Raw genomic sequence first — 26,749 nt, 5'->3', positions numbered from 1 at the left:
GTCAGGCGAACGACGTGATCCGTGAACGTCGGTCATATCTGCCCGACTGTGGACGACAGGATGGACATCACCAACGGCGCGACGGACAACACCATGAAGGCCGGCAGTACACAAACGGCCAACGGGATCATCAGCCTGACCGCGAGTGCGGCCGACGCCGCTTGGGCCGAGCCTCGCGCATCCCGTCGCAGCTGCTCGGCTTCGGCGCGCAGGAGTTCCACCGTCCCCACCCCCGCGCGCTCCGCGAGGTTCAACACGGATTCCACCGCGGCGTCGCTCGTGGGCGGCAATCCGAAACGTTCGCACGCGCTTCCAACCCGGGCGGTCGCGGACGGCACAGAGCCACCACCGGACATCGCGATCGCCAGCAGATCCGGGATGAGTCCAGGCAGGGCGTCCTTCGGTGTCGCGCGCCGCAGGAGGGCACGGTTCCACGCGGCGGCCACGAGCATCAGGACGGCCCCGATCACGAGGCATCCGAGGCCCATCGGCGTCGCGAAGAGCACGCGGAGAGTGTCGAATCCGAGACCCGCTCCGAACAGAATCCCGACGGCGGGAAGCGCGAGGACGGTTCGTGCCGTTGCCTTCGGCCCGGCAAGCGCCGTCGCCCGATCGCGTTGCGCCTGGCCCAGATCCCTCAAGGACTGCGCCAGGTCGCGCAGCGCGTCGGCGAGCGGAGCGCCGGCATCGGTCGCGACGCTGACGGCTGCGGCGAATCCGCACCATGCCTCCCGGACCGCGGTCTGATCGACCCTGCGTGAACGGATGCTGCGGCGCCCGGAGGAGGCAGCTGCGATCGCATACGGAACGTCTCCCCCGCGACGAGCGGCGCGAGCCGCACTCAACACCACGGCGACGGCGACGCTCGCCTGAGCACGGGCATCCCCACTCTGCTCGAGTGTCTCGGCGAGATATCCCCACGCGAAGGCGGTCGGCACACCGGCCGCAAGGAGGACCGCCAGCCGCTGCGAGACGTCGGCCACGTCTTCGACCGGAGGCCTCCGCATCCGTGGAGCGGAGCGCTGGCTGCGCTGCGCTTCGCCGTGCGCGACGACGCGGCCGGACACTCGATCGGGCCGATCGGCATCCGTTTCTCGGATCTCTTTCATGCCATCGTCTCCTTCACGCAGAGCCGTCCTGACGGGTCGATATCGAAGATCCCGCAGCGCTCGACGGCGCGACGACCTTCGATCCGTTGCAGATGGACCACGATGTCGAAAGCGCTGACCGCCTGTCGCGCGAGGGCCGGCGGGTCCAGTCCGGCGAGCGCTCCCAGCGCCTCGAGCCTTGCCGGCACGTCATCGATCGAATTCGCATGAAGGGTGCCGGCCCCGCCATCGTGGCCGGTGTTGAGCGCGGACATGAGTTCTCGCACCTCGGCTCCGCGGCATTCGCCCACCACGAGGCGATCGGGTCGCATTCGCAGTGCTTCGCGCACGAGCCGCTCGAGACCGATCGAACCAGCGCCTTCGAGATTGGCCTGCCGCGACTCGAGCGCGATCACATGCGGATGACTCACCCGCAGCTCGGCCACGTCCTCGATGCACACGATGCGTTCCGAGGCACCGGCCTCGGCGAGCAGTGCCGAGAGCAGGGTGGTCTTACCGCTGCCGGCCGCCCCCGTGACCAAGAGGTTGGCTCGGGCCGTGATGGCGGTGGAGAGCAGACGGCGATAGCCGCCGAGCATTCCGGCAGCCTCGAGATCGTCGAGCGAGAAGCGATCCTGCCTCGGGACACGGATCGAGATCACGGTGCCGGTCTCCGAGATCGGAGGAAGCACCACATGCACGCGGATGCCGTTCCCGAGCCGCACATCCACCAACGGGTTCGCTTCGTCGACGTGGCGTCCCCCGAGCGCGACAAGCCGCACGGCGAGTGAGCGCAGCGTCCGTTCGTCGCAGCTCCACAACGGATCCCGCACGCAGCCGTGGCCATCGTCGATCCAAAGGCCGCCCGCTCCGTTCACGAGCACGTCGGTAACCCCTTCAGTGGCGACATAGGGCGCGAGAGGACCGAACGCGGACCAATCTGAAGTCGCTGCCACGTCGGTCCGCTCAAGCGGGGGTTGACCCGTGGTCCCGGATGGGTTGATGGAAGTCGACACGCTTCGCCGGTCCGTCGTTGAGTCCTCGGACGGTGCCGCGGATGCGATCCGCCCGTCACGCGTCTCGCCTCCGGGACCCACACGCTTCGGCGGACCCTCGGTGGCCCATTCGCCGCTGGAGTCGTGGGCTCGAAGACGTTCGGAGATCCGCAGCGCGTCCGCTCTGGCGCGGAGCTGCTCTCCGGGCCCCAGCGGGTCCCCGGTCGCTCTCGGCTCAGGGCCCGGCAGAGTCGTCACGACGCTTGAGGCGACTGCCGAAGGTCGCGGCACGAAGGGGACGACAGATCGGGCTCGGGTCGGAACGGACATGCGGCGACGCTAGGTCGAGCGGCGCCTCATAGAACGGCACAGGAGCAGATCCGTGGGCATCGCGCGGTCGCAGATCCCTGGGGACGAGAAGAGCAGGATTCTCGCTGCGACGGCCAGCTGGATGCGGCCGGGTCGAGGGCCTCCAGAACGATCGCGGGGCCCCCGACTCGACTCGCGGGACCGTTCCCGATCCTTCGCGTTAAAAGCAAGGGGCGGCACCTATTGGGGGGAACAGGTGCCGCCTCAGCGACGAGGGATTGGGGGGAATCTCGCTCGCCGCACGCCAGAATTATCATTCGGCCGATCGATAGTGTACGCCATACCGAGCTTTGCGCAAGACGTTTTTCTCACACTCGTCGTCGACCCCGATGAAGCCGCCGTCGAAGAGGGCCGATCGCGCGTGCCGACACGGATGAGAGCGCGCACAAATCACACTCATCGATCCGCCTCAGCTCACGCGTCGAGTACCTGCGACGACGGGCTCACTCGTCCTCCACAGGCCGCCCCGCGTGCACCATTGCCACCCGTGCTCGCAGGGGCGGCGGTCAACCGGTATCGTCTTTTGCGTTGTGCCAGCCGCCCCTTGACACACCTCGCGAAGGAGCGAAATTCCATGTCTTCAGACACGATCGACAACCTGTTGCACGAGTCGCGGCGATTCGCGCCGAGTCCCGAGTTCGCGGCAGACGCCGTCGCGAAGCCTGCACTGTACGAGGAGGCCGCCGCCGACCGCCTCGGCTTCTGGGCCGATCAGGCGCGCGAACTTGTCCACTGGCATACCCCCTTCACGCGCACGCTCGACTGGTCGAACCCTCCGTTCGCCAAGTGGTTCGACGACGGAGAACTGAACGTCGCGTACAACTGCCTCGATCGTCACGTCCTCGCAGGCAACGGCGACCGCGTCGCACTCCACTGGGAGGGCGAGCCCGGCGATTCCCGGTCGATCACCTACGGGGAGCTGACGGCCGACGTCAAGCGCGCCGCGAACCTCCTGACGAGCCTCGGCGTGCGCGAAGGCGACCGGGTCGCGATCTACATGCCGATGATCCCCGAAGCCGTCGTGGCGATGCTGGCCGTGGCGCGCATCGGAGCCGTCCACTCCGTGGTGTTCGGCGGCTTCAGCGCCGACAGCCTGCGCTCGCGTATCGACGACGCGAACGCGAAGCTCGTGATCACTGCCGACGGCGGTTACCGCAAGGGCAAGGTCTTCCCGCTCAAGGAGGCGGTCGACGCCGCGCTGGCGGATGGCGGCACCAACGTGCAGAAGGTGCTCGTGGTCCGCCGTGGCGGCAACGACGTCCAGTGGGTCGAAGGTCGCGACCTGTGGTGGCACGAGGAGATGCCGCTCGTCGACGCGGACCACGAGGCGAAGGCATTCACCGCCGAGCATCCGCTGTTCATCCTCTACACGAGTGGCACGACAGGTAAGCCGAAGGGCATCGTGCACACCTCCGGCGGCTACCTCACCCACGCCGCGTACACGCACAAGTATGTTTTCGACCTCCACCCGGAGACCGACGTCTACTGGTGCTCCGCCGACGTCGGCTGGATCACCGGGCACACGTACGTCGTGTACGGTCCGCTCGCCAACGGCGCCACGCAGGTGCTGTACGAAGGCACGCCGGAGTACCCCGAGCCCGGACGCTGGTGGCAGCTCATCGAGAAGTACAAGGTGAGCATCTTCTATACGGCGCCCACGGCCATCCGCTCGTTCATGAAGCAGGGCCGCCAGATTCCGCAGCAGTACGACCTTTCGTCCTTGCGTGTGCTCGGATCCGTCGGTGAACCGATCAACCCGGAGGCCTGGATCTGGTACCGCGACGTCATCGGCGGCGACCGCACTCCAATCGTCGACACGTGGTGGCAGACCGAGACCGGCGGCATCATGATCTCCGCTCTCCCCGGCATCACGGTGACGAAGCCTGGAAGCGCCCAGGTTCCGTTGCCGGGAATCTCCATCGATGTCGTGACGGAGTCCGGAGAGTCCGTCGGCGCCGATCAGGGCGGCTTGCTCGTGGTCACCGAGCCGTGGCCGGGCATGCTGCGCGGTATCTGGGGCGATCCCGAGCGATACAAGGAGACGTATTGGGCGAAGTTCGGCGACAAGTACTTCGCCGGCGACGGCGCTCGCCGCGACAAGGACGGCGAGATCTGGCTGCTGGGTCGCGTCGACGACGTGATGAACGTCTCGGGTCACCGCCTGTCGACGGCGGAGATCGAATCCGCCCTCGTCGCCCACTCGCTGACCGCTGAGGCCGCCGTCGTCGGCGCATCCGACGAGACGACCGGTCAGGCGGTCGTCGCCTTCGTGATCGTCAAGGAGAACCAGCGCGAGGCTGCTGCGCAGTTGGACGTCAATGCCGAGCTCCGAGCGCACGTTGCACAGCAGATCGGTGCGATCGCCCGTCCGCGCGACATCTACATCGTCGAGGAGTTGCCGAAGACGCGCAGCGGCAAGATCATGCGTCGCCTTCTCCGCGATGTCGCCGAAGGTCGTCCGGTCGGTGACACGACGACTCTCGCGGACACGACCGTGATGGCGATCATCACCGACAAGCTCACGGGTGGCGCGGCGCCGTCTGAGGACTGAGCAGGCAGTCGTCCGCGCGGTCGGCGCGGCGAATGCCCTGAGAGAGAAACGGGCGGCCGGAGGAAGTGACGACTTCCTCCGGCCACCCGTTCGTATCCGAGCCTCGGCAGGCAGCCGCTACTCGAACGCGACGATCAGCTCGATCTCGACCGGAGCATCGAGCGGCAGCACCGCGACGCCGACGGCCGACCGTGCATGCTTGCCCGCATCGCCGAAGATCTCGCCGAGCAGGAGCGAGGCGCCGTTCACGACACCCGGCTGTCCGGTGAACGCAGGATCGGATGCCACGAATCCGGTCACCTTCACGATCCGCGTGATCCTGTCCAACGACCCGATCACGGACCTGACGGCCGCGAGCGCGTTGAGAGTCGCGGTCCGCGCGAGAGCCTGCGCGTCGTCCGCGGGGACGAGCCCGTGGCCGTCGCCGACCTTGCCCGTCGCGGGGAGCTCGCCGGACACCATCGGGAGCTGGCCGGCGGTGTACACCAAGGATCCATCGATCAGAGCGGGAACGTATGCGGCAACGGGCGGCACGACATCCGGGAGGTCGATCCCGAGCTCGCCGAGACGTGCTTCGAAGGCTCCCATCAGTCCTCTTCCACCGGACGCTTGAAGTACGCGACGAGACCGCCCTCGGGTCCGGTGACGACCTGTACGAGCTCCCAGCCCTCTGATCCCCAGTTGTTCAGGATGGCTGCCGTGTTGTGCACGATCAGCGGTGTTGTCACATACTCCCAGCGACGCATCGGTCTCTCTCTTCGTCTGCGGCGCGGGCGTTCCCCGCGCGATGGCGCATCTGAAGGCAATCCCATCACGGATGCTCGGCGCAACCGTTCCGCGGGCCAGACGGTTCCCTGACTCAGGTGTGCGTTCCCTGAGAGCCGGATGGGAAACGGCGCAACCCCTGAGAGTACGGCAGACCGGGCGCACCACCCGTCCTCCCCAGCACTGGACTGTCCCACAGCGTCCACAGGGCCACCCTCGGTACGCGGTTTGCCAGGTTCTGCCGCTAGCCTGAGCGACATGTCTGCCCAAAAACCCACGGCTAGAGGTGCGCTCAGCGCCCTCGGCGCGTTCATCGGAATGAGCGTTGTCGCCGGCCTTCTTGTGACAGCAGCGGTGACTCCGGCTATCGCCGTCACCGGCATGGCCGCGAACAACGGCATCGGTGCATTCGACGGCCTCCCCGAGTTCCTCGACATCGGCACCCTGCCGCAGGTGTCGACCATCTACGCCACTCAGGGCGGGCAGCAGGTGCCCATCGCCACGTTCTACTCGCAGAACCGTGTCGAGGTGGGTTCCAACGACATCGCCCAGGTGATGAAGGACGCGGCGATCTCCACCGAGGACCCGCGCTTCTACGAGCACGGCGGCATCGACGTGCAGGGAACGTTCCGAGCGATCGTCGAGACGGGTTTGCTGCACAAGTCGACGTCCGGTGGTTCCTCGATCACGCAGCAGTACGTGAAGAACGTGAAGGTTCAGCAGTGCGAAAAGCAGAACATCAAAATCACGGGCGGTGACGAGAAGACGCTCAAGAAGCGCCAGCAGGCCCAGGACGACAAGTACATGACCTGCTACAACGACGCCACGGCCCCGAATGTCGGCCGCAAGGTCGAAGAGATGAAGCAGGCGATCGGACTCGAGAAGAAATACTCGAAGAACGAGATCCTCAACGGGTATCTCAACATCGCAGGTTTCGGCGGCTCCGTCTACGGCGTCGAATCAGCCGCGCGCTACTACTTCGGAGCGACCGCGAAGACGCTGACTCTCCCGCAGGCTGCAACGCTGGTCGCGATCCTGAACAACCCCGCCAACCTGCGCATCGACCAGGACAAGGCGACGAATCCGAGCAACAACGCCGACAACGGCTTCAAGCTGACGCTCGACCGACGCAACTACGTGTTCCGCAGCATGCTGAAGAACCACAAGATCACCCAGAAGCAGTACGACGAGGCCGTCAAGACGAAGATCGAGCCGAAGATCACGCCGCAGCCGAACGGCTGCGAGACGGCTGCACAGTACAACGCTGCGTACTACTGCGACTGGGTGCAGCACCTCGTCACCGAGGACACCGGACTCGGCAAGACCGCTGCCGATCGCGACACGCTCCTGCGGGCCGGCGGACTGAAGATCTACACCCCACTGAACCTCGACATCCAAGCGGTGGCTCAGCAGTCGCTCAGTTCGATCATTCCGTCGTCGAAGCCGGGCATCAGCCTCGGCGCCAGCAATCTCTCGGTCGAGGTCGGCACCGGTCGCGTGATCTCGATGGTGCAGAACACGAACTACACGGCCACCGCGACCGATGACCCCAACTACTCGGGGATCAACTACAACACGGACTACGACCAGGGCGGGTCCATCGGATTCCAAACGGGATCGACGTATAAGTTGTTCACGCTCCTCGAGTGGCTGAAAGAGGGTCACTCGATCAACGACCTGATCTCGGCGCCGAACGGTCCGGTGTCTATTCCGGCAAGCAAGTGGCACACGACGTGCCCGGACGATGCGCCTGCCGTCACCTGGCCGAGCGTGGGCAACGATGGCCCCGGCGAGGGCGGAACTCGCAGCGTTGCTGCGAACACAGCCGCATCAGTGAACACGGCCTTCGCGGAGATGGGCACGAAGCTCGACTTGTGCGGCATCCGACAGACCGCCATCAATATGGGCATTCACACGGCCAGCCCGACGGTCTGGAGCAGCGACCTCAACAAGGAGGTGCCCAATCCGCTGCAGGGAAGTCCGGCCACGATCCTCGGCACCAACAACTTGTCCCCGCTGACCCTCGTCAGCGCGTACGCCGGTGTTGCGAACGGCGGCAAGGCATGCACGCCGGTCGGCATCGACAAGATCGTCGGATCGGACGGCAAGGAGCTTCCCGTCACCGCCACGAAGTGCACTCAGGGTGTCGATCCGAACGTGGCGGCGGGTGCAATTCAAGCCCTCCAGGGCGTCGTCCGCGGCGGAGGAACCGGATCTGCCGCGAATCCCGGCGACGGGGTCCCGCTGTTCGGCAAGACAGGCACTACAGACCATGCGGCTCAGAACTGGTTCGTCTCCTCGACGACGAAGACCGCGACCGTGTCGTGGGTCGGCCAGACGATTGGCAACTCCTTCAACTTCGGGAACACCTCTTTCGCTGGGCACGGCGGTCGTGACGCCAAGCTCTACGTGGCGAGGCCGGTCATCGCCGCGCTGAACCATCTCTACGGCGGCGGCCCGTTCCCGCAGGCGACAGGAGCGGTGCTGCAGGCCAAGCAGATCGCCGTTCCCGATCTGACCGGCAAGTCCCCCGCTGACGCGCAGTCCACGCTCGAGGGCCTCGGCCTCCAGTACCAGGACGGCGGCCCGGTCGACTCGGCGCAGCCGGCCGGAACCGTGGCGAAGACGGACCCGGGCGCCGGATCGAACGTCGCCATCGGCGGAACGGTCACGGTGTACACGTCGAAGGGCAACATGGCGGCGATACCGGATGTCACGGGCAAGACGGTGGCGGAAGCCACCGTGGCCCTGATGTCGGCAGGGTTCTCCGTGCAGCAATCCGGCAACAACGATCCCACCGCGATCGTGACTGCCACGGATCCCCCGGCAGGCACGCCCGCACAACCTGGCACGAAGGTCAAACTCACCGTCGACAGCGGTGGAGGCGGTAAGAGCACGGCCAGTCCGAATCCAGGGAACGGCTGATGACACGCCGCGGGGGCGGGAGCGCGATCGCGACGGTCGCGCTCGCCCTCGGGGTGGCATCCGCTGCCGCCGTCGTCTGGGGCACGCTGATCGAGCGTCGCTGGTACGCCCTGCGGCAGGTCAGCGCCCCGGTACTCCCGGCGGGCGCCAAGCCGATCCGGGTTCTGCACCTCAGTGACCTGCACATGGCGCCGTGGCAGCGGGACAAGCAGGAGTGGATCCGTTCGCTCGCGGCCTTCGCGCCGGACTTCATCGTCGACACGGGCGACAACCTCGGGCACCAGCGCGGATTCGACGGCGTTGAATACGCGCTCGAGGCGTTCCGCGGCATCCCCGGCGTCTTCGTCAACGGATCCAACGACTACTACGGTCCGATCCCGAAGAACCCGATGCGATACTTCAGCGGTCCGTCGAAACTGCAGTTGAAGCCGTCCAACCTGGATACGAACGAGCTGACCGGATTCTTCACGAACGAGCTCGGCTGGCTGGATCTGAACAACCACGCCGGCGAGCTGACCGTGAACGGCACGCGGATCGAGTTCTTCGGCGTGGACGACCCGCACCGGAGCTTCGACCGCCTGGACAAGGTGACGGGCGAGCTCGACGAGCTGCGCGCATCCGAGGTGACCGACGGAACGTGGCCGGATCGGATGTCGGCGCTGGAGGCCGACGTGCCGACCGTGTCGATCGGGGTGGCTCACGCGCCGTACCGACGCATCCTGGACTCCTTCGTCACGAACGGCGCCAGCATGATCTTCGCCGGGCACACCCACGGCGGCCAGGTCTGCGTTCCGGGCGTCGGCGCGCTCGTGACGAACTGCGACCTTCCGCGCAGCCAGGCCAAGGGCCTGAGCACGTGGACTCACGCATTGCGCGTCGCTTACCTCAACGTCTCGGCCGGGTTGGGCACCTCCATCTACGCACCGGTGCGCTTCGCCTGCAGGCCGGAGGCGACACTCATCACGCTCATCCCTCAAGACGCGGTCGACTGATTCCTCAAGCCGGCGGCCGACTGCCCGAACGCGGTGCCGTGACTCGGAGGAGCCCGTCGCCTGATGTCGCCCGCCACCTGTCGGCTCACCCACCCGAAGTACATCGGAGTTTCCCAGAAGACCTCGGCCCGTTTCTGAGACCAGACATAGTCGTCGTCCACGGCAGGGCCAGAGTGCCCACGTAGCCTCCTCGGGTGGTATTCCGTTCGACTCGCGCACCCTCGTCCCGACGTCTGGCAGCTTTCGGCGCCTTCGTCGCCATGAGCGCTGTGGCCGCCGTGCTGGTCGCGGCCGCCGCGACTCCCGCAGCCGCCGTGACCTCACTCGCCGTGAGCGATGCGACCGGAGCCTTCAATGGCCTCCCCGACTATCTCGCGCTGCAACCGCTCGACCAGACGACGACGTTCTACGCCCAGAAGGGCGGCCAGAATGTCCCGATCGCGACGTTCTACGCCCAGAATCGCCAGGACGTGTCATGGGATCAGATGGCGCAGTCGGCGAAGGACGCCACTGTCGACACGGAGGATCCGCGGTACTACTCGGAGGGCGGCATCGACGTGCTCGGCACGATCCGCGCCGTCATCGCCACCTCGTCGGGCGGTGATGTGCAGGGCGGCTCGTCCATCACGCAGCAGTACGTGAAGAACGTGCTCGTGCAGCGCTGCGACCAGCAGGACGTCGTCGATTCCACGGCATCCAAGGCTGAACAGGCGAAGCAGCAGGCAGCGTTCGAGCAGTGCTACCAGGACGCCGCCGGCGTCACCGTGTCGCGCAAGCTTCAGGAGATGCGGTACGCGATGGGCATCGACCAGCGCTACAGCAAGCAGCAGATCCTGCAGTCGTACCTCAACATCGTCGGCTTCGGCGGTCAGGTCTACGGCATCCAGGCCGCCGCCCAGCACTACTTCGGCGTGGACGCCAAGGATCTCGACATCGTGCAGTCGGCGACCCTCGTCGCGATCGTGAACAACCCGTCCAACCTGCGCATCGACGAGGACAAGACGACGAACCCGGCGAACAACGCGGACAACGGGTACAAGCTCACGAAGGAGCGTCGCGACTACGTTCTGCAGCGGATGCTCGTGCACTCCTCGATCACGCAAGCACAGTACAAGCAGGCGGTCGCCACGCCGGTCACGCCGAAGATCACCGAGCTGCAATCCGGATGCCAGTCCGCCGTCGCGTACGACGCCGGGTTCTTCTGCGACTACGTGCAGCACGTGATGCTGCAGGATCCGGCGTTCGGCAAGACGGCGGATGCCAGGCAGCTGAGCTTCCAGCGCGGCGGCCTGAACGTCTACACGACGCTCAACCTCGACTTGCAGGGCACAGCGCAGTCGGCCCTGAGCACGTGGGTGCCGTCATCCGATTCCGAGGTGGACATCGGCGGCTCCAATGTCTCCGTCGAAGTGGGCACCGGTCGCATCGTCACGATGGTGGAGAACAAGGCGTTCGACGACACCGGTGGTGGTGACCCGGGCAGTACGGCCATCAACTACAACACGGACAACGCGTACGGCGGGTCGAACGGCTTCCAGACCGGATCGTCGTTCAAGGCGTTCGATCTCGCCGCGTGGTTCGAAGCCGGGCACTCGGCATCCGAAACCGTCGACGGCCACTACTCCGGATACGCGTTCCCGTTCAGTGACTTCACCGCGTCGTGCGAAGGCGGCAAGCTCAGCGGCGGATCGTATCCGGTGAGCAACGACTCGTCATCCGAGGGCGGGCAGATGAGCGTGCTGGCCGCGACGGAGTCGTCCGTCAACACCGCGTTCATGCAGATGGCCACCCAGCTCGATCTGTGCAACATCGCGAACGTCGCCAAGGCACTCGGCGTGCACTCGGCATCACCGTCGGCGAATCCGTTCCAGATCGTGCCGTCCATGGTCATCGGCACGAACTACATCGCTCCGCTGACGATGGCGACCGCCTATGCAGCGATCGCGAACAACGGCATGTACTGCTCCAGCGTGGCGATCGACCAGATCGTGACGACGACGGGCGCGAGCGTCGCGGTGCCGAAGTCGACGTGCACGCAAGCCATCCCGTCGACCGTCGCTGCGGCACTCGCCTGGACGCTCGAGCATGTGATCACAGCCGGAACGGCGACGTCCGCGAACCCCTATGACGGCACGCCGATCCTCGCCAAGACGGGTACGACCGACAGCTACCAGCAGAACTGGCTCGTGACGTCGAGCTCCAAGGTGGCGAACGCCACGTGGGTGGGTCAGATCAGCGGAAGCCACGACCTGCGCGACTACTACTTCAACGGATCCCCGCTCAACAACGCGAAGTTCTACGCCGACCGCACGATCTTGAAGGCGCTCGACGACGTGTACGGCGGATCCGAGTTCACGACCCCGCCCACCTCGCTGATCTATGGATCCGCCAAGTCGTCGACCACCCAGTCGGACAACGGCCAGACCTCGCAGAACGGCACAGACGGCACCGGCAACGGCGACGGCAGCGGGAACGGGACCGGCGATGGCAACGGGACCGGCACGACCTCGGGATCCGGAGACGGATCGGGGACCGGCACCGGCACTACCGGCACGGGTGGCACACCAGGCAACGGATCCGGCACGGGGTCCGGCACCGGTACCGGAACCGGTGGCAGCGGGAACGGCGCAAGTCCCCCTGCTACCGGCGGATGACGGATGAAGAATGACGGACACGATCCGGACACGAGCTGCGACATCCCCCAGCAAGCCGTGACTCGAACGAGCGTCACGCGTAGCCTCGGATGGTGAGATCAGCTGTGCAGGCCTGGGGGGCACTCGTCGGGTTCATCGCCATGAGCGCCGTTGCCGGCGTTCTGGTCGTCAGCGCGGTCACACCTGCGGCCGCCGTCGCCTCCCTCGCGGTGAGCGATGCGACTGGCGCGTTCGACGGGCTGCCCGACTACCTCGCGCCCCAGCCCCTCGACCAGACGACCACGTTCTACGCGCAGAAGGGCGGCCAGGCCGTCCCCATCGCGACGTTCTACGCACAGAACCGCGAAGACGTCGCGTGGGATGCCATCTCCCAGTCCGTCAAGGACGCCGCCGTCTCAACGGAAGACCCGCGGTTCTACAGCGAGGGCGGCATCGACCTGGTCGGCACGGTGCGCGGCGCATTGTCCACAGCCGCAGGCAACAACGTGCAGGGTGGATCCTCCATCACGCAGCAGTACGTGAAGAACATCCTCGTGCAGCGCTGCGAGCAGAACGACGCGGTCGATCCCGACGCGAGCGCTGACGTGCAGAAGAAGCAGCAGACCAAGTTCGAGGCCTGCTACAACGACGCCACCGGCGTCACCATTCAACGCAAGATGCAGGAGATCCGCTACGCCATCGGGCTCGACAAGCGGTACAGCAAGGATCAGATCCTCCTCAGCTACCTCAACATCGTGGGGTTCGGCGGTCGCGTGTACGGCGTGCAGGCCGCCGCGCAGTACTACTTCGGCATCGACGCGAAGAACCTCAACCTGCCGCAGGCCGCGACGCTGATCGCCATCTTGAACAACCCGAACAACCTGCGCATCGACGACCAGGCGACATCTACGGACAACGTCTCGGCCAAGGGTTTCCCCGCGACGTTGGAGCGGCGCAACTACGTGCTGAAGCGGATGCTCGTCGCCCACACGATCACGAAGGCCGAATACACGCAGGCGGTCGCCACCAAGATCGAGCCGCACATCACCCCGAAGCCGTCCGGATGCCAGAGCGCCGTGGCTTCGGACGCCGGCTTCTTCTGCGACTACGTGCGGATCATCATGCAGTCCGACCCCGTGTTCGGCAAGACGTCCGAACAGCGCCAGCAGCTCTTCCAGCAGGGCGGACTCCAGGTCTACACGTCGCTCAACCTCGATCTGCAGAACACAGCGCAGGCGGCGCTCAGCGGATACATCCCACCCACCTACAGCCTCGATCTCGGCGGCGCGAACGTGTCGATGGAGGTGGGTACAGGGCGAGTCGTCACGATGGTCGAGAACAAGCAGTTCGACGACAGCGGCAGCCCAGACCCCGGCACGACCGCGATCAACTACACGACCGATTACGCCTACGGCGGGTCGAACGGATTCCAGACCGGGTCGTCCTTCAAGGCATTCGACCTCGTCGCGTGGCTCGAGGCGGGGCATTCGCTCTACGAGAGCGTCAATGCGAACGTGCACACGTACAACGAGAATTCCTTCGCGACCTGCGGCGACGGGTTCAACGGAGTCACCTGGAACGTCGCCAACGACGAGTCGTCGGAAGGCGGCACGATGTCTGTGCTGCAGGCGACGGAGGCATCCGTGAACACGGCGTTCGCCATGATGGCCACCAAGCTCAACCTCTGCAACATCTCGAATGCCGCGAATGCCCTCGGAGCACACTCGGCCAACCCGGCCCCGTCGCCGGATGGCAATCCGTGGGTCATCAACCCGCCCATGGTGATCGGCACCAATTACATCTCGCCGCTCTCGATGGCGACCGCGTACGCGGGCATCGCGAACGGCGGCCGCACCTGCACTCCGATCGCGATCGACAAGGTCGTGGATTCGTCAGGCAAGGAACTCCCTGTACCGAAGACGACGTGCACGCAGGCCATTCCGGAGAACATCGCCGCGACCGTGACCTGGGCCCTCCAGCACGTTCTCACCGCCGGCACTGCGACCGGCGCGAACCCCAATGACGGCGTCCCGATCATGGGCAAGACCGGAACGACGGACTACGCGCACGAGAACTGGCTGGTCACCTCGACGAGCAAGGTGGCGCAGGCGACCTGGATCGGACTCATCACGAGTCCGCTGACCCTCGATTTCCACCACTATTTCTTCAACGGGGTCCAGGGCAACAACGTCAAGTTCAACGTGGTGAAACAGATCCAGAGCGCCCTCGACTCCGTCTACGGTGGAGCCGCCTTCCCGGCACCCGACAACAAGCTCATCTACGGCGCGGGCGGTGCTCCGAAGCCGCCGTCGACGCCGAAGACCACTACCCCGAGTAATCCGGCTCCCGGGAACGGGCCGAATCCACCTGGGCAGACCCCCGGAGGCGGGAACGGTAACGGTGGCGGACCCGGAGGCGGAGGCGGAGGCGGCCAGGGGTGAGTTGTCACGGCCAGAATCCTCTGATCGAGTCGCGGGCCCCGTATCGCTTCCTCGAGCTGATTCCGAGCGTTCGCGCCTCGGGCATCCGTCGGGGCCCGTGGTCATGAGGGCGCCCTGACACCGTGTATCCTTATGAAGGCCTTTCGGGGCCATCGGGGTGTGGCGCAGCTTGGTAGCGCGCTTCGTTCGGGACGAAGAGGCCGCAGGTTCAAATCCTGTCACCCCGACGTTATAGAAGAAGGACCGGTCGATTGACCGGTCCTTCTTCTGTATCTCGTACTTGTCAGGCGGGGTCCCCGCCGTCGGAGGCTCGGCACGTCGCTTTACGGCGTGCCGAGGGACGTCGGGGCGCGCCCCGAGGTGGTTCGCAGAAGGACCCCGTCTAAAGACCTGGTCTTCTGCAATGTGCAGCGGTCGCGGACACCCTCGGGAGGAGAAACGCGCACCCTCGGGAGGAGAAACGGGCACCCTCGGGATGAGGAACGGGCACGCTCGGGCGGAGGAACGGGCACCCTCGGGAGGGCGGTCAGGCGAAGAGTTCCGCGACGAGCTCCAGGGAGTGGGCTCGGGCATCTGCTTCTGCTGCGCCGGAGGCGATCATGAGCTCGTCGGCTTCGGTCGAAGCGAGCAGGGATGCGAGTCTGTCGCGCACGACGTCGGGCGTACCGAACGCCTGACGTGCGTTGCGCTCCGCGATGAAGTCCAGCTCGAGCTGACTGAATTCGTACGCGGATGCCTCCTCCACCGACACCGGCTCCGGCTTCTGTCCGCGGCGCATCTGCAGGAACGAGATCGCAGCGGGCAGCGACTGCCGTCGTACCTCGTTCGGATCCTCGTTCGCGAGCACCGTGACGGCGATCATGGCGTGCGGCCGCTCGAGGGATTCGCTGGGCTGGAAGCGGTCCCGGTAGAGAAGCAGCGCATCCTCGGTGTGCTCTCCTGCGAAGTGGTGTGCGAAGGCGAACGGGAGGCCGAGCGCCGCAGCGACCTGGGCGCTGTATCCGCTGGATCCGAGCAGCCACACCTCTGGCTGATCCCCCAGACCGGGCACTGCGCGCAGCCCGGCCAGCGGATCGTTCGGGCTGAAGCCCCCGGTGAAGAAGCCGAGCAGGTCCAGGAGCTGCTGCGGGAAGTCTTCGGCGCCCAGGGCATCCTGAGAGCGTCGCAGGGCCGCAGCGGTCGCAGGGTCGGTGCCCGGTGCGCGTCCGATGCCGAGGTCGATGCGGTCGCCGTACAGCGCGCGGAGCGTGCCGAACTGCTCAGCCACGACGAGCGGTGCGTGGTTCGGCAGCATCACTCCCCCGCTGCCGACGCGGATGCGTTCGGTTCTGGCCGCGATCCCCGCGATCAGAACCGCAGGGGCACTCGAGGCGACGGCGGGCATTCCGTGGTGTTCCGCCACCCAGAAGCGGCGGAAGCCGAGCGACTCGGCGACTTGCGCCAGTCGGATGCTGCCGGCCACGGCATCCGCGTTGCTTGCGCCCGCCCCGCGCGTGGCGAGGTCGAGCACGTTCAGGGGAACCTTGCGCAGATCGGTCACTCAGTGTTCAACCGACGAGCGCGGCGGATGTTCCCAGGCGCCGCAACGGCCGCGTTCCAGAAGGCCGCTCCGGCCGATCATCCGCCGGGCGGGACAGCGGATGCTTCGACGCAACCGAACGGCGGATGGTCGCCATCCGCCGTTCAGCACGCTTGCCGTCAGGAGTTGATCCGCTGGCGACGCACGACCAGGCGCACGACCACGATCGCGGCACCGAGGAGCACGAGGCCGCTGGCCACCCAGATGATCAATATCGGGATGGTCGACCCTGTGGCCGCCACTTCGCCCGAGGTGCTCGTCGTGCCTGACACCGCCGCGGCCGGCGCGACGATGGTGAAGGTCTCCACGTCGACGTTGCCGGACTCCGTGCCGGTCGAGGTCACGGTGTAGGTGCCGCTCGCGTTCGACGGGAGAGCCAGGTTCACGGCGTCCGCCCCTGTTGCGCTCGCCACCGTCGTGAACGGCCCCGACGTGACTGCCGTGCGGAATGCGGCAGCGGTGACAGAGGTGTCCCCGCTGACAGTGATGCTGATGGTCTCGCCGTCGGTCCAGGTTCCGGCAGCGCAAGTGATGGTGACTGTGCCTCCCGGCACGGGCGAGCCGCTCACTCCGCACGCACCGGATGGCACGTAGCCAGCGGCGTTGGCGGCGAGCGGAACCGCGAAGATGCCGAGAACGGCAAGCGCGGCTACAGCGAATATTTTACGAATCATCGAACATCTCCCCCGAGTAGGACCGGCTCAGAAGCGGCCCCGTTCGATTGCTACCTCGTCAGGGTATAGCCGCGTTGCAGTCGACCGAAAGCCCTTTCTGAGATATTCCTTGGACCAACGGCGTCACGAAGGCGCTGATCCCTTTTGCTGATGACGCATCATTTCGTCCCGAGAAGACCCCGAGGTCCACCCCGTTTCCCGCGAGTTCACGGGGAACGACGGCCATTGCGGCTGAGCTCGATCCGGACGACCTGTCCACTCCGGATGCCGATGTCTGGGTACCGACGGCATCCGCAAGAAAATCGAATCTCACCGTCTTGCTCTCCCCCGGCGCTAGCTGCATCGTGTAGCGGGACACCGCGCGACCGCCGTCAACGGCTGCCTTGGCCGTCACATTCTCACCGCCCACGGTCGTGCCAAGCCACGCTGCGCGCTGAGGCGCGTACACGGCGATCTGCGTGGCCACATTGCCGGGCGCGACCCCGAACACGCCACCGCCGGTGACGTATGCCGGGAGCGAAGTGGCGGCATCCTTCGGAGCCGTGTTGGTGAGCGTGACGGCGACCGCCAGGGTCGCCTTGCCGTCTGCACGGCACACGGCCCGCCCGACCGCCACCGTTGCGCGAAGGTAGTAGTCCATCTTCGCGCCGGTCGCGTCGTTGAGGTACACGCCGAAGCGCGGAGATCCGTCATCACTCGTCGGCAGGTTGCCTGCAAGGGACGTCTCGGCGATCGACGACTGCTCGTTCTGATGCGCACTCCAGACCAGGATGCGCCCCTCACCTGCCGCGCGGGCCAATGCCGAAAGCATCGTGCTGGGACTCGCAGATCCTCCCGTGACTGCACGGAACACGGAGGTCGCCGCACCCGCGAAGAACGCGTCCTGCTGCGCGACCGGATACTTCGCGTAGCTGTCGCTGAGCAGCACCTTCACGGCATTCTGCGCGGTGAGCGTCTCGCCCGTCGGCACCCTGACCGGCCCCGTCGCCTTCAGCAGATAGCTCAGCGCGATGGGATCCACGGAGATCACCCCATCCACCTGCTGGCCGGTAGCTTGCTGCCACAGCGTGCGCGCCAGCTGGCCGCTGAGTGCAAACTGGGGTGGAAGCGTGACGTCCTGCATGTACCGGCCGGGAAGGTCGCCGTAGAGCGCCACGGTGGACTTCGGAAGGATGCTCGTGGCATCCGCCGCTCCTCCGAACTCCGCGGCCGACGCCTGCCTGGTCAGCGTGATCTGCCCGTTGTCGACGTGCACGACGGCGAGGGCGCCCGGAATCCCGCCCGTCGATCGCGTCTCAGCGTTGTTCTGGAACAGCAGCAGGTAGTCTCGCGGGCCTCTTGCACCGAGCATGTCCGGGAGCAGCTTCGCGGCGCGGTGGGCCGCATCCGCCTCCTCGGATGCCGTGTGCAGCTGAGTGCGCAGCGTCACGACCGCATCCCTGACAGGGCCGATCGCGCCCGACGCCTTGATCGCGTCGGCGTCGGAGGATGCCCTGCCCAGCGCCGCGGACACCAGTGAGAGAGTGCCGGCGGCTGAGCCGATGACAGGTGTGTCGACTCGTGCGCCCTTTGGCGTGAAGTCCGCTGGCGTGAGATGGCCGGCGAGAGTGGCGAGCGGGGCGACGGCATGATCCGAGGCATCCACCGCGACATCCGATGCCTCCCGCATCGCCACCAGATTGCCGCCAAGCAACGGAAGGAGCTCCGCGGCGCGCCACACCGCGTTGTGCGTGTCGCTCTGCGCCCTGTGCGTTGATGCGGAGACGGAGCTCGCGGCATCCTTCGCCGTCGTCAACGCATGATCCGCATCGCTCGCCGTCAACGACGACTGCACGCGCGCCAGCTCGCCCGCCGATGCCTGCAGCTGATCGCGTGCGTCGAGCGCGAGCATCCCGACATAGACGCCCGCACACACGACGGCCACCACGAACCCGGCGATCACCCATCCGATGAGCGCACCGATGCCGCGCTTGCGCGCGGCGCGCTCATGCCTACGTCCCCCCGGCATGTGGTCTATTCAAACACCGCGGAGGTGGGCGAGGTCCAGAGCCCAGCGGAACACGAGTGCGTGGGTGGTGTGGTCAGTTGTCTTGCAATGACTGGGTGCCGGCACGCCGATAGAAGTAGAAGTCGGCGAGCGACCCGCTGTGGTCCCGAGGATCGTAGGCGTACGGATTCGCGAGGTGGTGGTCGAGGACCCATTCCGGGCAGTTCTCACCGACCCAACGCGTGAATTCTCGGTGCCTGACGTGAATCGCCGATTCGACAGAGTCGTAATTCGAAGCGTAGACGGCCACGTAACGCGTGCTTGCGCCGAACAGGAGTCGCATATGGGCGTCGAATACGTCATCCTCCACCAAGTGGTACACGACGTCGAGCGAGAGTGTCAGCTCCGCAGGCTGGTCGTCGAAATCGGCGAGAAGCCCGAACTGCTTGGTCCGATCGTTTTCGAAGCGCGCCCGGCACATTCGGATGGCTTCTGCGCTGACGTCCAGTCCGCGATATTGCGGATACTCGGCAAGCCCCAGTTGGTTGCCGTCGCCGACCCCCAATTCGAGAACATCACGAATGCGGTGTTCCGACACGAAATCATTCAAGACCGCTGCCTTGAACCGAGCGAGCTGCCCATACGACCCGTCACCCGATGTTCCCCCCGTGACGTACCGTCGCTCCCAGTAGTCACCCGAGGTCGAGAAGTCACGACGGCTACGCGATTCGAGGTAGCGATGGTGGATCGCCCTCGCACCCGGGATTCGGCGCGCCAGCGAACGTAAGACTCCGTCGATCGACTTCCTCGCTCTGTCGGGCAGCCGCGTGAAGACCAGCACACCAACGACGACGATCGCGAGTGACGTGCTCACCCAGGCGATACCCGAACCGATTCTCCAGTTACGACTGCGTCCCCCCGACATGTGCTCCATTCAAACACCACGGGATTCAGCGCCGTCCAGACCCGACCGGCGGGATCGCCGTCACGGGGGTGTCCGGTGCTGACAGAACCCGGGCTTTCAGGTAGCGTCAGGACCGTCCTGAGGAATCCGACCACGGGGTGAGGTGGACCGGATTCCTGGCAGTGACCGCTAGTCGTCGGGGGTAAGCGGTGGATATTGTGTTGCGATCGCGGCAGTCGCCTTGCGGATTCGTGGCGGTTCGGGATGCGCGAGCCTGCCAGAGGATGTCGCAGAGATCGCGTGTCTCAGCACGCTCGATCGGTGGGATCCCCTCATCGTGAAGGTGCTCATCACGGGCGGTGCAGGATTCATCGGCAGCACGATCGCCTCCGCGCTCCTCGACGCCGGACACGTGCCCGTCATCCTCGACAGCTTCGTGACCGGGCGGCGCGAATTCGTCGAAGGTCGCATTCATTACGACGGCGATATCGCTGATGCGACGCTGATTCGGAACGTATTCGCCGAACATCCCGACATCGATGCCGTCGTGCATTGCGCTGCCCTGATCGTCGTCCCCGAATCGGTGGCGGAGCCCGTTCTCTATTACGAAGCGAACGTGCTATCGACTCTGCGACTCGTCGAATCCCTCCTGGATTGCGGCTGCACGCGGCTCGTCTTCAGCAGCTCGGCATCCATCTATCGACCGGATGACGATTTCACCGTCGACGAGAACTCCTCGATCGAGCCGCTGAGCCCTTATGCCCGCACGAAAGCGATTATCGAGGAAATGCTGGAGGACATCTCGGCAGCATCCGCATTGCGCGTGATGTCCCTTCGCTACTTCAACCCGATCGGTGCCGATCCTCGGCTGCGCACAGGACTCCAGCTTCCCTACCCGTCGCACGCGCTGGGAAAACTCATCCTCCGGTCGGACAACGGCCTGCCTTTCATCGTCACGGGCACGGATTACCCCACCAGAGACGGCACGGGCATCCGCGACTACGTCCACGTGTGGGATCTGGCGCAGGCGCACGTCGCCGCCCTCGAACGTTTCGACGACGCGGTCGCCGATCATTCGACGACGGCGATCAACCTGGGGACGGGTCGCGGTACCACCGTCCTCGAGCTGATCAGGGCGTTCGAATCCGTTGTGAGCCACGAGGTGGCGGTCGAGCATGCTCCGCGGAGGCCGGGAGACTCCGCGGGTGCATACACGCGCAGCGACAAGGCACGAGAACTGCTGGGGTGGAACGCCGCGTACTCCCTCACGGACGGCATTGCGGACTCGCTCCGATGGTTCGACGCCCGTAGCGCGGCGTTGCCCGACCTCGTTTTCGCATCGGCCACCTGATGAGCAAGCTCGACGAGGACGCGATGGTTGACCAAGCGGAGACCACGATGAGGGTCTCAACGACCGCTCAGCCTTCGAGCTCGGGGCCGACTTCGGTCTCACTCTCCCCGAAGGCCGAGTGCGATGCCTCCGGCGGCGGGTCCGTGTCGCCGGGACGCATCCTTCACGTCGTCGAGTCGTTCGGCTCCGGGGTGAAGAACTCCGTCCTCAGCTACGTCGCGAACACGCCTGAGTTCGAGCACCACCTCCTCTGGTCGACGCACGCCGACACGACGGTGGACGAAGTGGATCTCAGGCACTTCTCGTCGCATGAGCGGCTGCCGTCCGGGCATGTCGATCGGCTGAAGGCAGTGCGAGCGGCGGTCACGCAGGTCGTCCCGAACATCGTGCACGCGCACTCGAGTTGGGCGGGTCTCTACGTTCGGCTGGCGCTGCGCCCGTCGCAGCGTCTCTCGATCCTCTACACACCGCACGGCTACTCGTTCCAACGTCAGGACCTTCCCGCTCCGGCGCGGATGCTTTTCCGCCTCGTGGAGTGGAGCCTTTCGTTCAACACGACCATGGTCGTCGCGTGCGGCCAGCATGAGGCGCGGCTGTCCGCATGGCCGTTCCGTCATCCCCCGATCGGAGTCGTGCCGAATGTGGCTCACACCTTCGACACCGAGGATGAGCTCGACCACGCAAGCCATGGGACATCATCCTCAGCTGCCGAGCCTGCCAGTGGTCCACCAGTGATCGTGGGCGCGGGGCGGCTGTGCAACGCGAAGGATCCTGCGTTCTTCGCGGCGACGATCCGGGAACTGCGAGCCGCGGGGATTCAGGTTCGAGCAGTCTGGATCGGAGACGGTGAAGAGCACTTCGCGCGGGACCTCACCGACGCGAACGTCGAGATCACCGGCTGGTTGAGTCGGGACGATGCTGGGAAGGTGTTGCGAGAGGCATCGGTCTACCTGCACACGGCGCGTTGGGAGGGGTTCCCGCTCTCCGTGCTCGAGGCGGCCTCTCTCGGCGTGCCCATGATCGGTCGCGACATCGGAGCGCTTCGCGACGAGGGTCTCCCGCTTCTCTTCAGGCAGCCCGCGGACATCGTCGGACTGTGGCGCCGGCTCGAAGACGACGACGAACGACAGGCCACAATGGCGTTCGTCCGCCGCCTCGCCGACTCGCACAGCGATTCCCGTCAAGCGAACACTCTTCGGGTCATCTACGGCGATCTGTCCGGCCCGGAACTCACGACGTCGTCGGCGACGTCGAGAGAAGCGGCGCGATGACGACCGTGGAGCGCGCGTCGCGGGGCCGGGCTGCGACGACGGTCGGCGACTTCCTGATTCTCGCCTCGGCGATGGCCGGTTACGTGATCGTGGCGATGCGTCAGTCGCTGCTTCCGGCGAAGTTCTCGTTCGACGGCGACCGCATCCACTCCATCGCGCTGGGGACGGGATCGGCATTCGGTGACAAGGCGTTCGGCAACGTTGCCTGGCTGTATGCGCAGCTGGACCTCGCGGCGCATCCGCTCCTTGCCGGGATGCTCGGCTACAGCCTGTTCCTCGTCATCCTGCTCGGTGTGTGGGCGCGGGTGCGGCGGAACGAACCCAGCGTGTTCACCGTCTTCGTGGCATGCGCCTCACTCGTCTTCGCTGCGGTGTACCTCGGGTACTACACGAAGGACATCTGCGTGCTTCCGATCGTCGCGGCCGTGCTCTTTCTGCCCCGTCACTGGTGGGCCGATCTCGTCATCGTCGCGATGATGCTCGGATACGCCGCATGGTTCCGCTCGTACTGGCTGCCGGTTGCGCTGCTCTTCGTCGCGTACCGCGTCGTACGGATCCAACGGCGATCGCTGGGATTCATCCTGGTGGCGATCGTGCTGGCGGTCCTCGCACTCGGCCTCGCGATCTATGTGGTGTACGGCACCGATCCGGATATCTACCGATCATCGGTCAACGACACGCGCTCGCTCGACCCCAACGCCCAATCGATCATCACGCCGATCCTGACGTTCGCTGAGCCGTGGTCCGGGCTGCTCAACAACGTGCTCACGGCGTTCTTCCTGCTCGTTCCGATTCCGTTGCTGCTGAGCGGTGGCGGGCTCTATTACGGGATCATCACCCTGGTGCTCACGGTCATCTGGGGATCGACCTACGTGGGGATCGCCCGACTTCGCAGGGTCGACGAAAGCAGCGCACCGCACGGATCGATCACCTCCGTCGCGCGGGCCGCGGCGATCCTCGTGTCGTTCCTCTGCGTGCAGGCCCTCTTCGAACCCGACTACGGCTCTGCGGTTCGGCACGTGACGCCTCTCCTGCCGGCGGCGCTCCTGATCTGCGGAACCGCACTGCGAACTTTGCCGAAGTGGCGGGAACTGCGGGAGGGCGCATCCGAGGATCCTGCATCGTCGGCTTTATTCGGTCCGGCATCTGCGCGAATCCAGGCTGGAGCCTGAATGCACGTCATGTTCGTCGCACAGGGCCTCCACGGAGGCGGCGCCGAGCTGGTCGTTCGTCGTTGGGCGTCACGCCTCGTGGAACTCGGACATCGTGTCGACGTCGCGACGACGACGTCGACACCGGGCGAGAGCGAGCTCGACAGCCGGGTCACGCGCTATCGCATGGTCGGCGGCCACGTGCTGCGACGGGCCCGCGCACTGCGCAGTCTCGTGACGACGCGTCGACCCGACGTGGTCGTCTCACACCTCACCAGGCAGAACGTCTTCCTTCTCGCGTCGCTCCTTGGTGTGCGCGCACATCGTCGCCCGGTCGTCGCGATCACGGAGCACAGCGTCGTGAGCCTCATCTCAGCGGGGTCGCTGACCGGAGCGCTCGGCCGGCTGGCCGCCCGCGCCCTGTATCCGAGGGCCGACTTGGGGCTCGCCGTCTCGCACGCCGTCGGGGTGGACCTCCTCAGGTACGGGATCAGTCCCGACCGCATTCGGGTCGTGGCCAACCCTGTCCTGCACGACGCCGGAGGCACGGGCTCGGCGTGCGTCCCCACGACGTCGGGAACCATCCATCTCGTGCTCCCGATGCGTCTCGCCGACCAGAAACAACCTGTTCGCGGGGTCGAGACCGCGCGGGAGTTGATGCGGAGAGGACACCGGGTGCGACTCACCTACTTCGGGACGGGTCTGCTCATGGCGGAGACCAGCGCAGCCGCCGGGCGTCTTGGAGTGCACGCGGAGTTCCCCGGCTGGGTGGAACCGTGGTGGGACGGATGCTCCCCCGACGACATCGTGCTCCTCCCCTCGAAAGTCGAGGGACTCGGCAACGTGCTCATCGAAGCCGCCTCGGCCGGGCTCAGGGCGGTCGCACCCTCGACGGCATTCGGCGTGGCGGACGCCATCGTGCCGGGGCTGACTGGTGTCCTCAGCCGATCGTCGGATGCCGTGGACCTGGCCGACGCCGTCGAGTCCGCGATGTCACTCGGCGCGACGGACGTCTCGCCCTGGCTCTCCGCCTTCACCGTGTCGGCAAGCACCGACTCGCTGCTCGCGGCACTTCGCTCAGCAGGGATGCGGTGAAGACATGCGGATCCTGATCTCGTCGTGGACGTTCGCCCCGTCAGTCGGAGGCGTCGAGACCACGGCCGATCTTCTGGCGCGGCACTTCGTGAAGCGCGGCCACTCCGTCGTCCTCGTGACGGCCATTGTGCCGGACGACGGGGTGCGCCGACCGTACCGCGTCATCCGCAGACCCTCGCCGATACTGCTCCTCCGGCTGGTGGCCGGCGCCGACGTGTACTTCCACAACGGTATGAGCGTCAAGATGGCGTGGCCGTTGCTGTTCTTCAGGCGACCGTGGGTGGTCGCGGTGCGGCTGTTCTTCGAGGACGAGACGTCTCGGCGCGAACGCATCCGCCACTTCGCCCATCGATTCGCGAGTCTCATCGCGAACAGTCATGCGACGGCCGGGCGACTTCCTTACCCGTCAACGGTCGTTTACAACGGCGTGCGACGCGACGTGTTCCGCGTGTCGATTCCGACCGCCGAGCGTGATCCGTGGCGCATCATCGCGGCCGGACGACTGGTCAGGGTCAAGGGCTTCGACCTGCTCATCGAGGCATTCGCACGGCTCAGGACCGAGACCGGGTTCGGGGAGCTCACCATCGTGGGAAGCGGTCCGGAACGCGAGGCGCTCACGCGTCTGGCCGATTCTCTCGGAATCTCCCAGCACGTCGACTTGGTCGGACCGTTGGCGCAGGACGATCTCGCCGGGGCGTTCAACGCCCACGCCGTCGCGGTGGTCCCCTCGCGCTGGGACGAGACCTTCGGCAACGTGGCGCTGGAGGCGATCGCGAGCGGATGTGCGGTCATCACCACAAACGGTGGAGGACTGCCTGAGGCCGTCGGGCCCTGCGGTCGGGTGGTGGATGAGGCGAGCATCGATGCACTCCACACCGCGATGAAATCCGTCGTCGGACACCCTGACGAGATCGACCGACTGCTCGAGCATCGCGAGGAACACGTGAGCTCGTTGTCGGCCGAGGGGATGGGCGACGGCTATCTCGCGGTGCTGCGTGAGGAGGTCGACCGTGCCGAGCGCGATCGACGGTCGGCACGCGAGGTCAGGCGACGTGGTGGGTTGTTCTCGCAGCCGGCACCCGGAACCGCGAGCCGTCTGCGCGGCCTTCCTCGACGGATCCGCCTTGCAGTACCGGCACTCGGTCGCTCCGCGTACTACGGAATGCGCAACCGGCTCTCACGCCGAGTTGTCACGGATCCGGACTCCGGTGTGGACGTGTCCATGGCGACGTACGGCCCGCGAATCCGGACCGTGCATCTCGCGTTGGAGTCGATCGCAGCCGGCAAAGTGCGACCACGACGCATGATCCTGTGGATCGCGGACTCCGATTTCCGCATCACACCCGGGCTCCGTCGCCTGATGCGCCGCGGACTCGAAGTGGCATCCGTGCCGTCGGCGCTCGGGCCGCACGCGAAATGGTTCCCCTACACGCAGGGCTGGGATGGATGGTCATGCCTCGTGACGGCGGACGACGACCTGTTCTATCCGTCCACCTGGCTGAGCTCGCTCGAGCGCGAGCGAAAGCGCAGCACGGACGAGATCGTCGCTCACCGAACTCATCGCGTGGCGATGCGGGACGGCGCGATCCAGCCGTATCGTTCGTGGGCTCCCGGATTCGACACGACCCTCGATCCGCTCAACTTCCCAACGGGTGGGGCAGGATGCCTTTTCCCGCCGGCCGCCCTCCGCGCGCTGGCGAAGGCCTCCACGGCTCAGCCGTTCCTGACGACCTGCCCCCGCCAGGACGACATCTGGCTGCACTCGACCCTCGTCGGGGCGGGCTTGTACGCCCGACAGCTGACGGGAACGCCGCTTCCGTTGCACGGCATCCCCGGAACCGGTGAGGGCGCTCTGCTCAACGACAACGTGCTCGGGGGCGAGAACGACAACGCCGTTGCCAGAGCATACGGACCGGATATGGTTCGCATCCTGACCGACTCGGCGGCGCGGGACGCGTCGGGGCACGATTAGCCCGTG

18 protein-coding genes and 1 tRNA gene are annotated in these 26,749 nt (G+C 66.1%); 11 read left to right on the top strand and 8 right to left on the bottom strand.

Annotation, left to right across the window (positions count from 1 at the left end; all coding sequences use genetic code 11):
- Positions 1-32: 32 nt before the first annotated feature.
- On the bottom strand, positions 33-1,109 hold the full coding sequence (locus HII28_RS13925; protein WP_240977976.1) for a type II secretion system F family protein: 1,077 nt from the start codon (positions 1,107-1,109) through the stop codon (positions 33-35).
- Positions 1,106-2,413 carry a TadA family conjugal transfer-associated ATPase gene (locus HII28_RS13920; RefSeq protein ID WP_170026217.1) on the bottom strand — a complete coding sequence of 436 codons (1,308 nt, stop codon included), beginning with the start codon at positions 2,411-2,413 and terminating at the stop codon, positions 1,106-1,108. Before HII28_RS13920 ends, HII28_RS13925 begins: the two co-directional genes overlap by 4 nt.
- A gap of 613 nt (positions 2,414-3,026) precedes the next feature.
- On the opposite strand from HII28_RS13920, the gene acs reads away from it, so the two are divergent.
- Positions 3,027-5,003: an acetate--CoA ligase gene (gene acs, locus HII28_RS13915; RefSeq protein ID WP_170026216.1), complete on the top strand. Its 1,977-nt coding sequence runs from the start codon at positions 3,027-3,029 to the stop codon at positions 5,001-5,003.
- A 117-nt stretch (positions 5,004-5,120) separates the two neighbouring features.
- On the opposite strand, the gene HII28_RS13910 is transcribed toward acs, so the two are convergent.
- A complete protein-coding gene (locus HII28_RS13910) occupies positions 5,121-5,591 on the bottom strand; it encodes a RidA family protein (RefSeq protein WP_170026215.1) in 471 nt (156 codons plus the stop codon).
- Positions 5,591-5,749 (bottom strand): hypothetical protein, encoded by a 159-nt coding sequence (locus HII28_RS13905; RefSeq protein ID WP_170026214.1) that lies wholly within the window; start codon positions 5,747-5,749, stop codon positions 5,591-5,593. The genes HII28_RS13910 and HII28_RS13905 overlap by 1 nt, the downstream gene beginning before the upstream one ends.
- 277 nt (positions 5,750-6,026) lie before the next feature.
- Here HII28_RS13905 and HII28_RS13900 point away from each other — a divergent pair, with 277 nt between their 5' ends.
- From HII28_RS13900 to HII28_RS13880, 5 genes are all read left to right on the top strand, one after another.
- Positions 6,027-8,693, top strand: coding sequence for a transglycosylase domain-containing protein (locus tag HII28_RS13900; RefSeq protein WP_170026213.1), 2,667 nt, complete (start codon positions 6,027-6,029; stop codon positions 8,691-8,693).
- Complete coding sequence (locus HII28_RS13895) at positions 8,693-9,685, top strand: metallophosphoesterase (protein ID WP_170026212.1); 993 nt, start codon at positions 8,693-8,695, stop codon at positions 9,683-9,685. Before HII28_RS13900 ends, HII28_RS13895 begins: the two co-directional genes overlap by 1 nt.
- A 260-nt stretch (positions 9,686-9,945) precedes the next feature.
- A complete protein-coding gene (locus HII28_RS13890; RefSeq protein ID WP_170026211.1) occupies positions 9,946-12,339 on the top strand; it encodes a transglycosylase domain-containing protein in 2,394 nt (797 codons plus the stop codon).
- A gap of 89 nt (positions 12,340-12,428) precedes the next feature.
- A complete protein-coding gene (locus HII28_RS13885; RefSeq protein ID WP_170026210.1) occupies positions 12,429-14,759 on the top strand; it encodes a transglycosylase domain-containing protein in 2,331 nt (776 codons plus the stop codon).
- A 153-nt stretch (positions 14,760-14,912) separates the two neighbouring features.
- Positions 14,913-14,986: transfer RNA gene (locus HII28_RS13880), tRNA-Pro, on the top strand.
- 299 nt (positions 14,987-15,285) lie between these two features.
- On the opposite strand, the gene HII28_RS13875 is transcribed toward HII28_RS13880, so the two are convergent.
- From HII28_RS13875 to HII28_RS13860, 4 genes are all read right to left on the bottom strand, one after another.
- Positions 15,286-16,290: an LLM class flavin-dependent oxidoreductase gene (locus HII28_RS13875; RefSeq protein ID WP_170026840.1), complete on the bottom strand. Its 1,005-nt coding sequence runs from the start codon at positions 16,288-16,290 to the stop codon at positions 15,286-15,288.
- Between the two features lie 167 nt (positions 16,291-16,457).
- Positions 16,458-17,012 (bottom strand): hypothetical protein, encoded by a 555-nt coding sequence (locus tag HII28_RS13870; RefSeq protein ID WP_170026209.1) that lies wholly within the window; start codon positions 17,010-17,012, stop codon positions 16,458-16,460.
- A gap of 58 nt (positions 17,013-17,070) precedes the next feature.
- Positions 17,071-19,020 (bottom strand): DUF4012 domain-containing protein, encoded by a 1,950-nt coding sequence (locus HII28_RS13865; RefSeq protein ID WP_170026208.1) that lies wholly within the window; start codon positions 19,018-19,020, stop codon positions 17,071-17,073.
- A gap of 73 nt (positions 19,021-19,093) precedes the next feature.
- Positions 19,094-19,924 carry a class I SAM-dependent methyltransferase gene (locus HII28_RS13860; protein ID WP_205864939.1) on the bottom strand — a complete coding sequence of 277 codons (831 nt, stop codon included), beginning with the start codon at positions 19,922-19,924 and terminating at the stop codon, positions 19,094-19,096.
- Between the two features lie 316 nt (positions 19,925-20,240).
- Between HII28_RS13860 and galE the strand changes: the two genes are divergently transcribed.
- Genes galE through HII28_RS13835 form a run of 5 tightly spaced genes read left to right on the top strand, consistent with a single transcriptional unit; the run spans position 20,241 to position 26,743 of the window.
- Positions 20,241-21,254 carry a UDP-glucose 4-epimerase GalE gene (gene galE, locus HII28_RS13855; protein WP_170026207.1) on the top strand — a complete coding sequence of 338 codons (1,014 nt, stop codon included), beginning with the start codon at positions 20,241-20,243 and terminating at the stop codon, positions 21,252-21,254.
- Positions 21,254-22,525 (top strand): glycosyltransferase, encoded by a 1,272-nt coding sequence (locus HII28_RS13850; protein ID WP_170026206.1) that lies wholly within the window; start codon positions 21,254-21,256, stop codon positions 22,523-22,525. Before galE ends, HII28_RS13850 begins: the two co-directional genes overlap by 1 nt.
- A complete protein-coding gene (locus tag HII28_RS13845) occupies positions 22,522-23,697 on the top strand; it encodes a hypothetical protein (protein WP_170026205.1) in 1,176 nt (391 codons plus the stop codon). The genes HII28_RS13850 and HII28_RS13845 overlap by 4 nt, the downstream gene beginning before the upstream one ends.
- A gap of 9 nt (positions 23,698-23,706) precedes the next feature.
- Positions 23,707-24,771, top strand: a complete 1,065-nt coding sequence (locus HII28_RS13840) for a glycosyltransferase (RefSeq protein WP_170026204.1) — start codon at positions 23,707-23,709, stop codon at positions 24,769-24,771.
- A gap of 4 nt (positions 24,772-24,775) precedes the next feature.
- Positions 24,776-26,743 (top strand): glycosyltransferase family 4 protein, encoded by a 1,968-nt coding sequence (locus HII28_RS13835; protein WP_170026203.1) that lies wholly within the window; start codon positions 24,776-24,778, stop codon positions 26,741-26,743.
- Positions 26,744-26,749: the final 6 nt, after the last annotated feature.

Source organism: Planctomonas sp. JC2975 (assembly GCF_012985205.1).
GTDB lineage: Bacteria > Actinomycetota > Actinomycetes > Actinomycetales > Microbacteriaceae > Humibacter.
This window is presented reverse-complemented; position numbering and strand designations above follow the sequence as displayed.

Coding starts and splice junctions, on each gene's coding strand:
- HII28_RS13925 (WP_240977976.1), bottom strand. CDS start 1,109: ATGAAAGAGATCCGAGAAACGGATGCCGATCGGCCCGATCGAGTGTCC.
- HII28_RS13920 (WP_170026217.1), bottom strand. CDS start 2,413: ATGTCCGTTCCGACCCGAGCCCGATCTGTCGTCCCCTTCGTGCCGCGA.
- acs (WP_170026216.1), top strand. CDS start 3,027: ATGTCTTCAGACACGATCGACAACCTGTTGCACGAGTCGCGGCGATTC.
- HII28_RS13910 (WP_170026215.1), bottom strand. CDS start 5,591: ATGGGAGCCTTCGAAGCACGTCTCGGCGAGCTCGGGATCGACCTCCCG.
- HII28_RS13905 (WP_170026214.1), bottom strand. CDS start 5,749: ATGCGTCGCTGGGAGTATGTGACAACACCGCTGATCGTGCACAACACG.
- HII28_RS13900 (WP_170026213.1), top strand. CDS start 6,027: ATGTCTGCCCAAAAACCCACGGCTAGAGGTGCGCTCAGCGCCCTCGGC.
- HII28_RS13895 (WP_170026212.1), top strand. CDS start 8,693: ATGACACGCCGCGGGGGCGGGAGCGCGATCGCGACGGTCGCGCTCGCC.
- HII28_RS13890 (WP_170026211.1), top strand. CDS start 9,946: ATGAGCGCTGTGGCCGCCGTGCTGGTCGCGGCCGCCGCGACTCCCGCA.
- HII28_RS13885 (WP_170026210.1), top strand. CDS start 12,429: ATGGTGAGATCAGCTGTGCAGGCCTGGGGGGCACTCGTCGGGTTCATC.
- HII28_RS13870 (WP_170026209.1), bottom strand. CDS start 17,012: ATGATTCGTAAAATATTCGCTGTAGCCGCGCTTGCCGTTCTCGGCATC.
- HII28_RS13865 (WP_170026208.1), bottom strand. CDS start 19,020: ATGCCGGGGGGACGTAGGCATGAGCGCGCCGCGCGCAAGCGCGGCATC.
- HII28_RS13860 (WP_205864939.1), bottom strand. CDS start 19,924: ATGTCGGGGGGACGCAGTCGTAACTGGAGAATCGGTTCGGGTATCGCC.
- HII28_RS13850 (WP_170026206.1), top strand. CDS start 21,254: ATGAGCAAGCTCGACGAGGACGCGATGGTTGACCAAGCGGAGACCACG.
- HII28_RS13845 (WP_170026205.1), top strand. CDS start 22,522: ATGACGACCGTGGAGCGCGCGTCGCGGGGCCGGGCTGCGACGACGGTC.
- HII28_RS13840 (WP_170026204.1), top strand. CDS start 23,707: ATGTTCGTCGCACAGGGCCTCCACGGAGGCGGCGCCGAGCTGGTCGTT.
- HII28_RS13835 (WP_170026203.1), top strand. CDS start 24,776: ATGCGGATCCTGATCTCGTCGTGGACGTTCGCCCCGTCAGTCGGAGGC.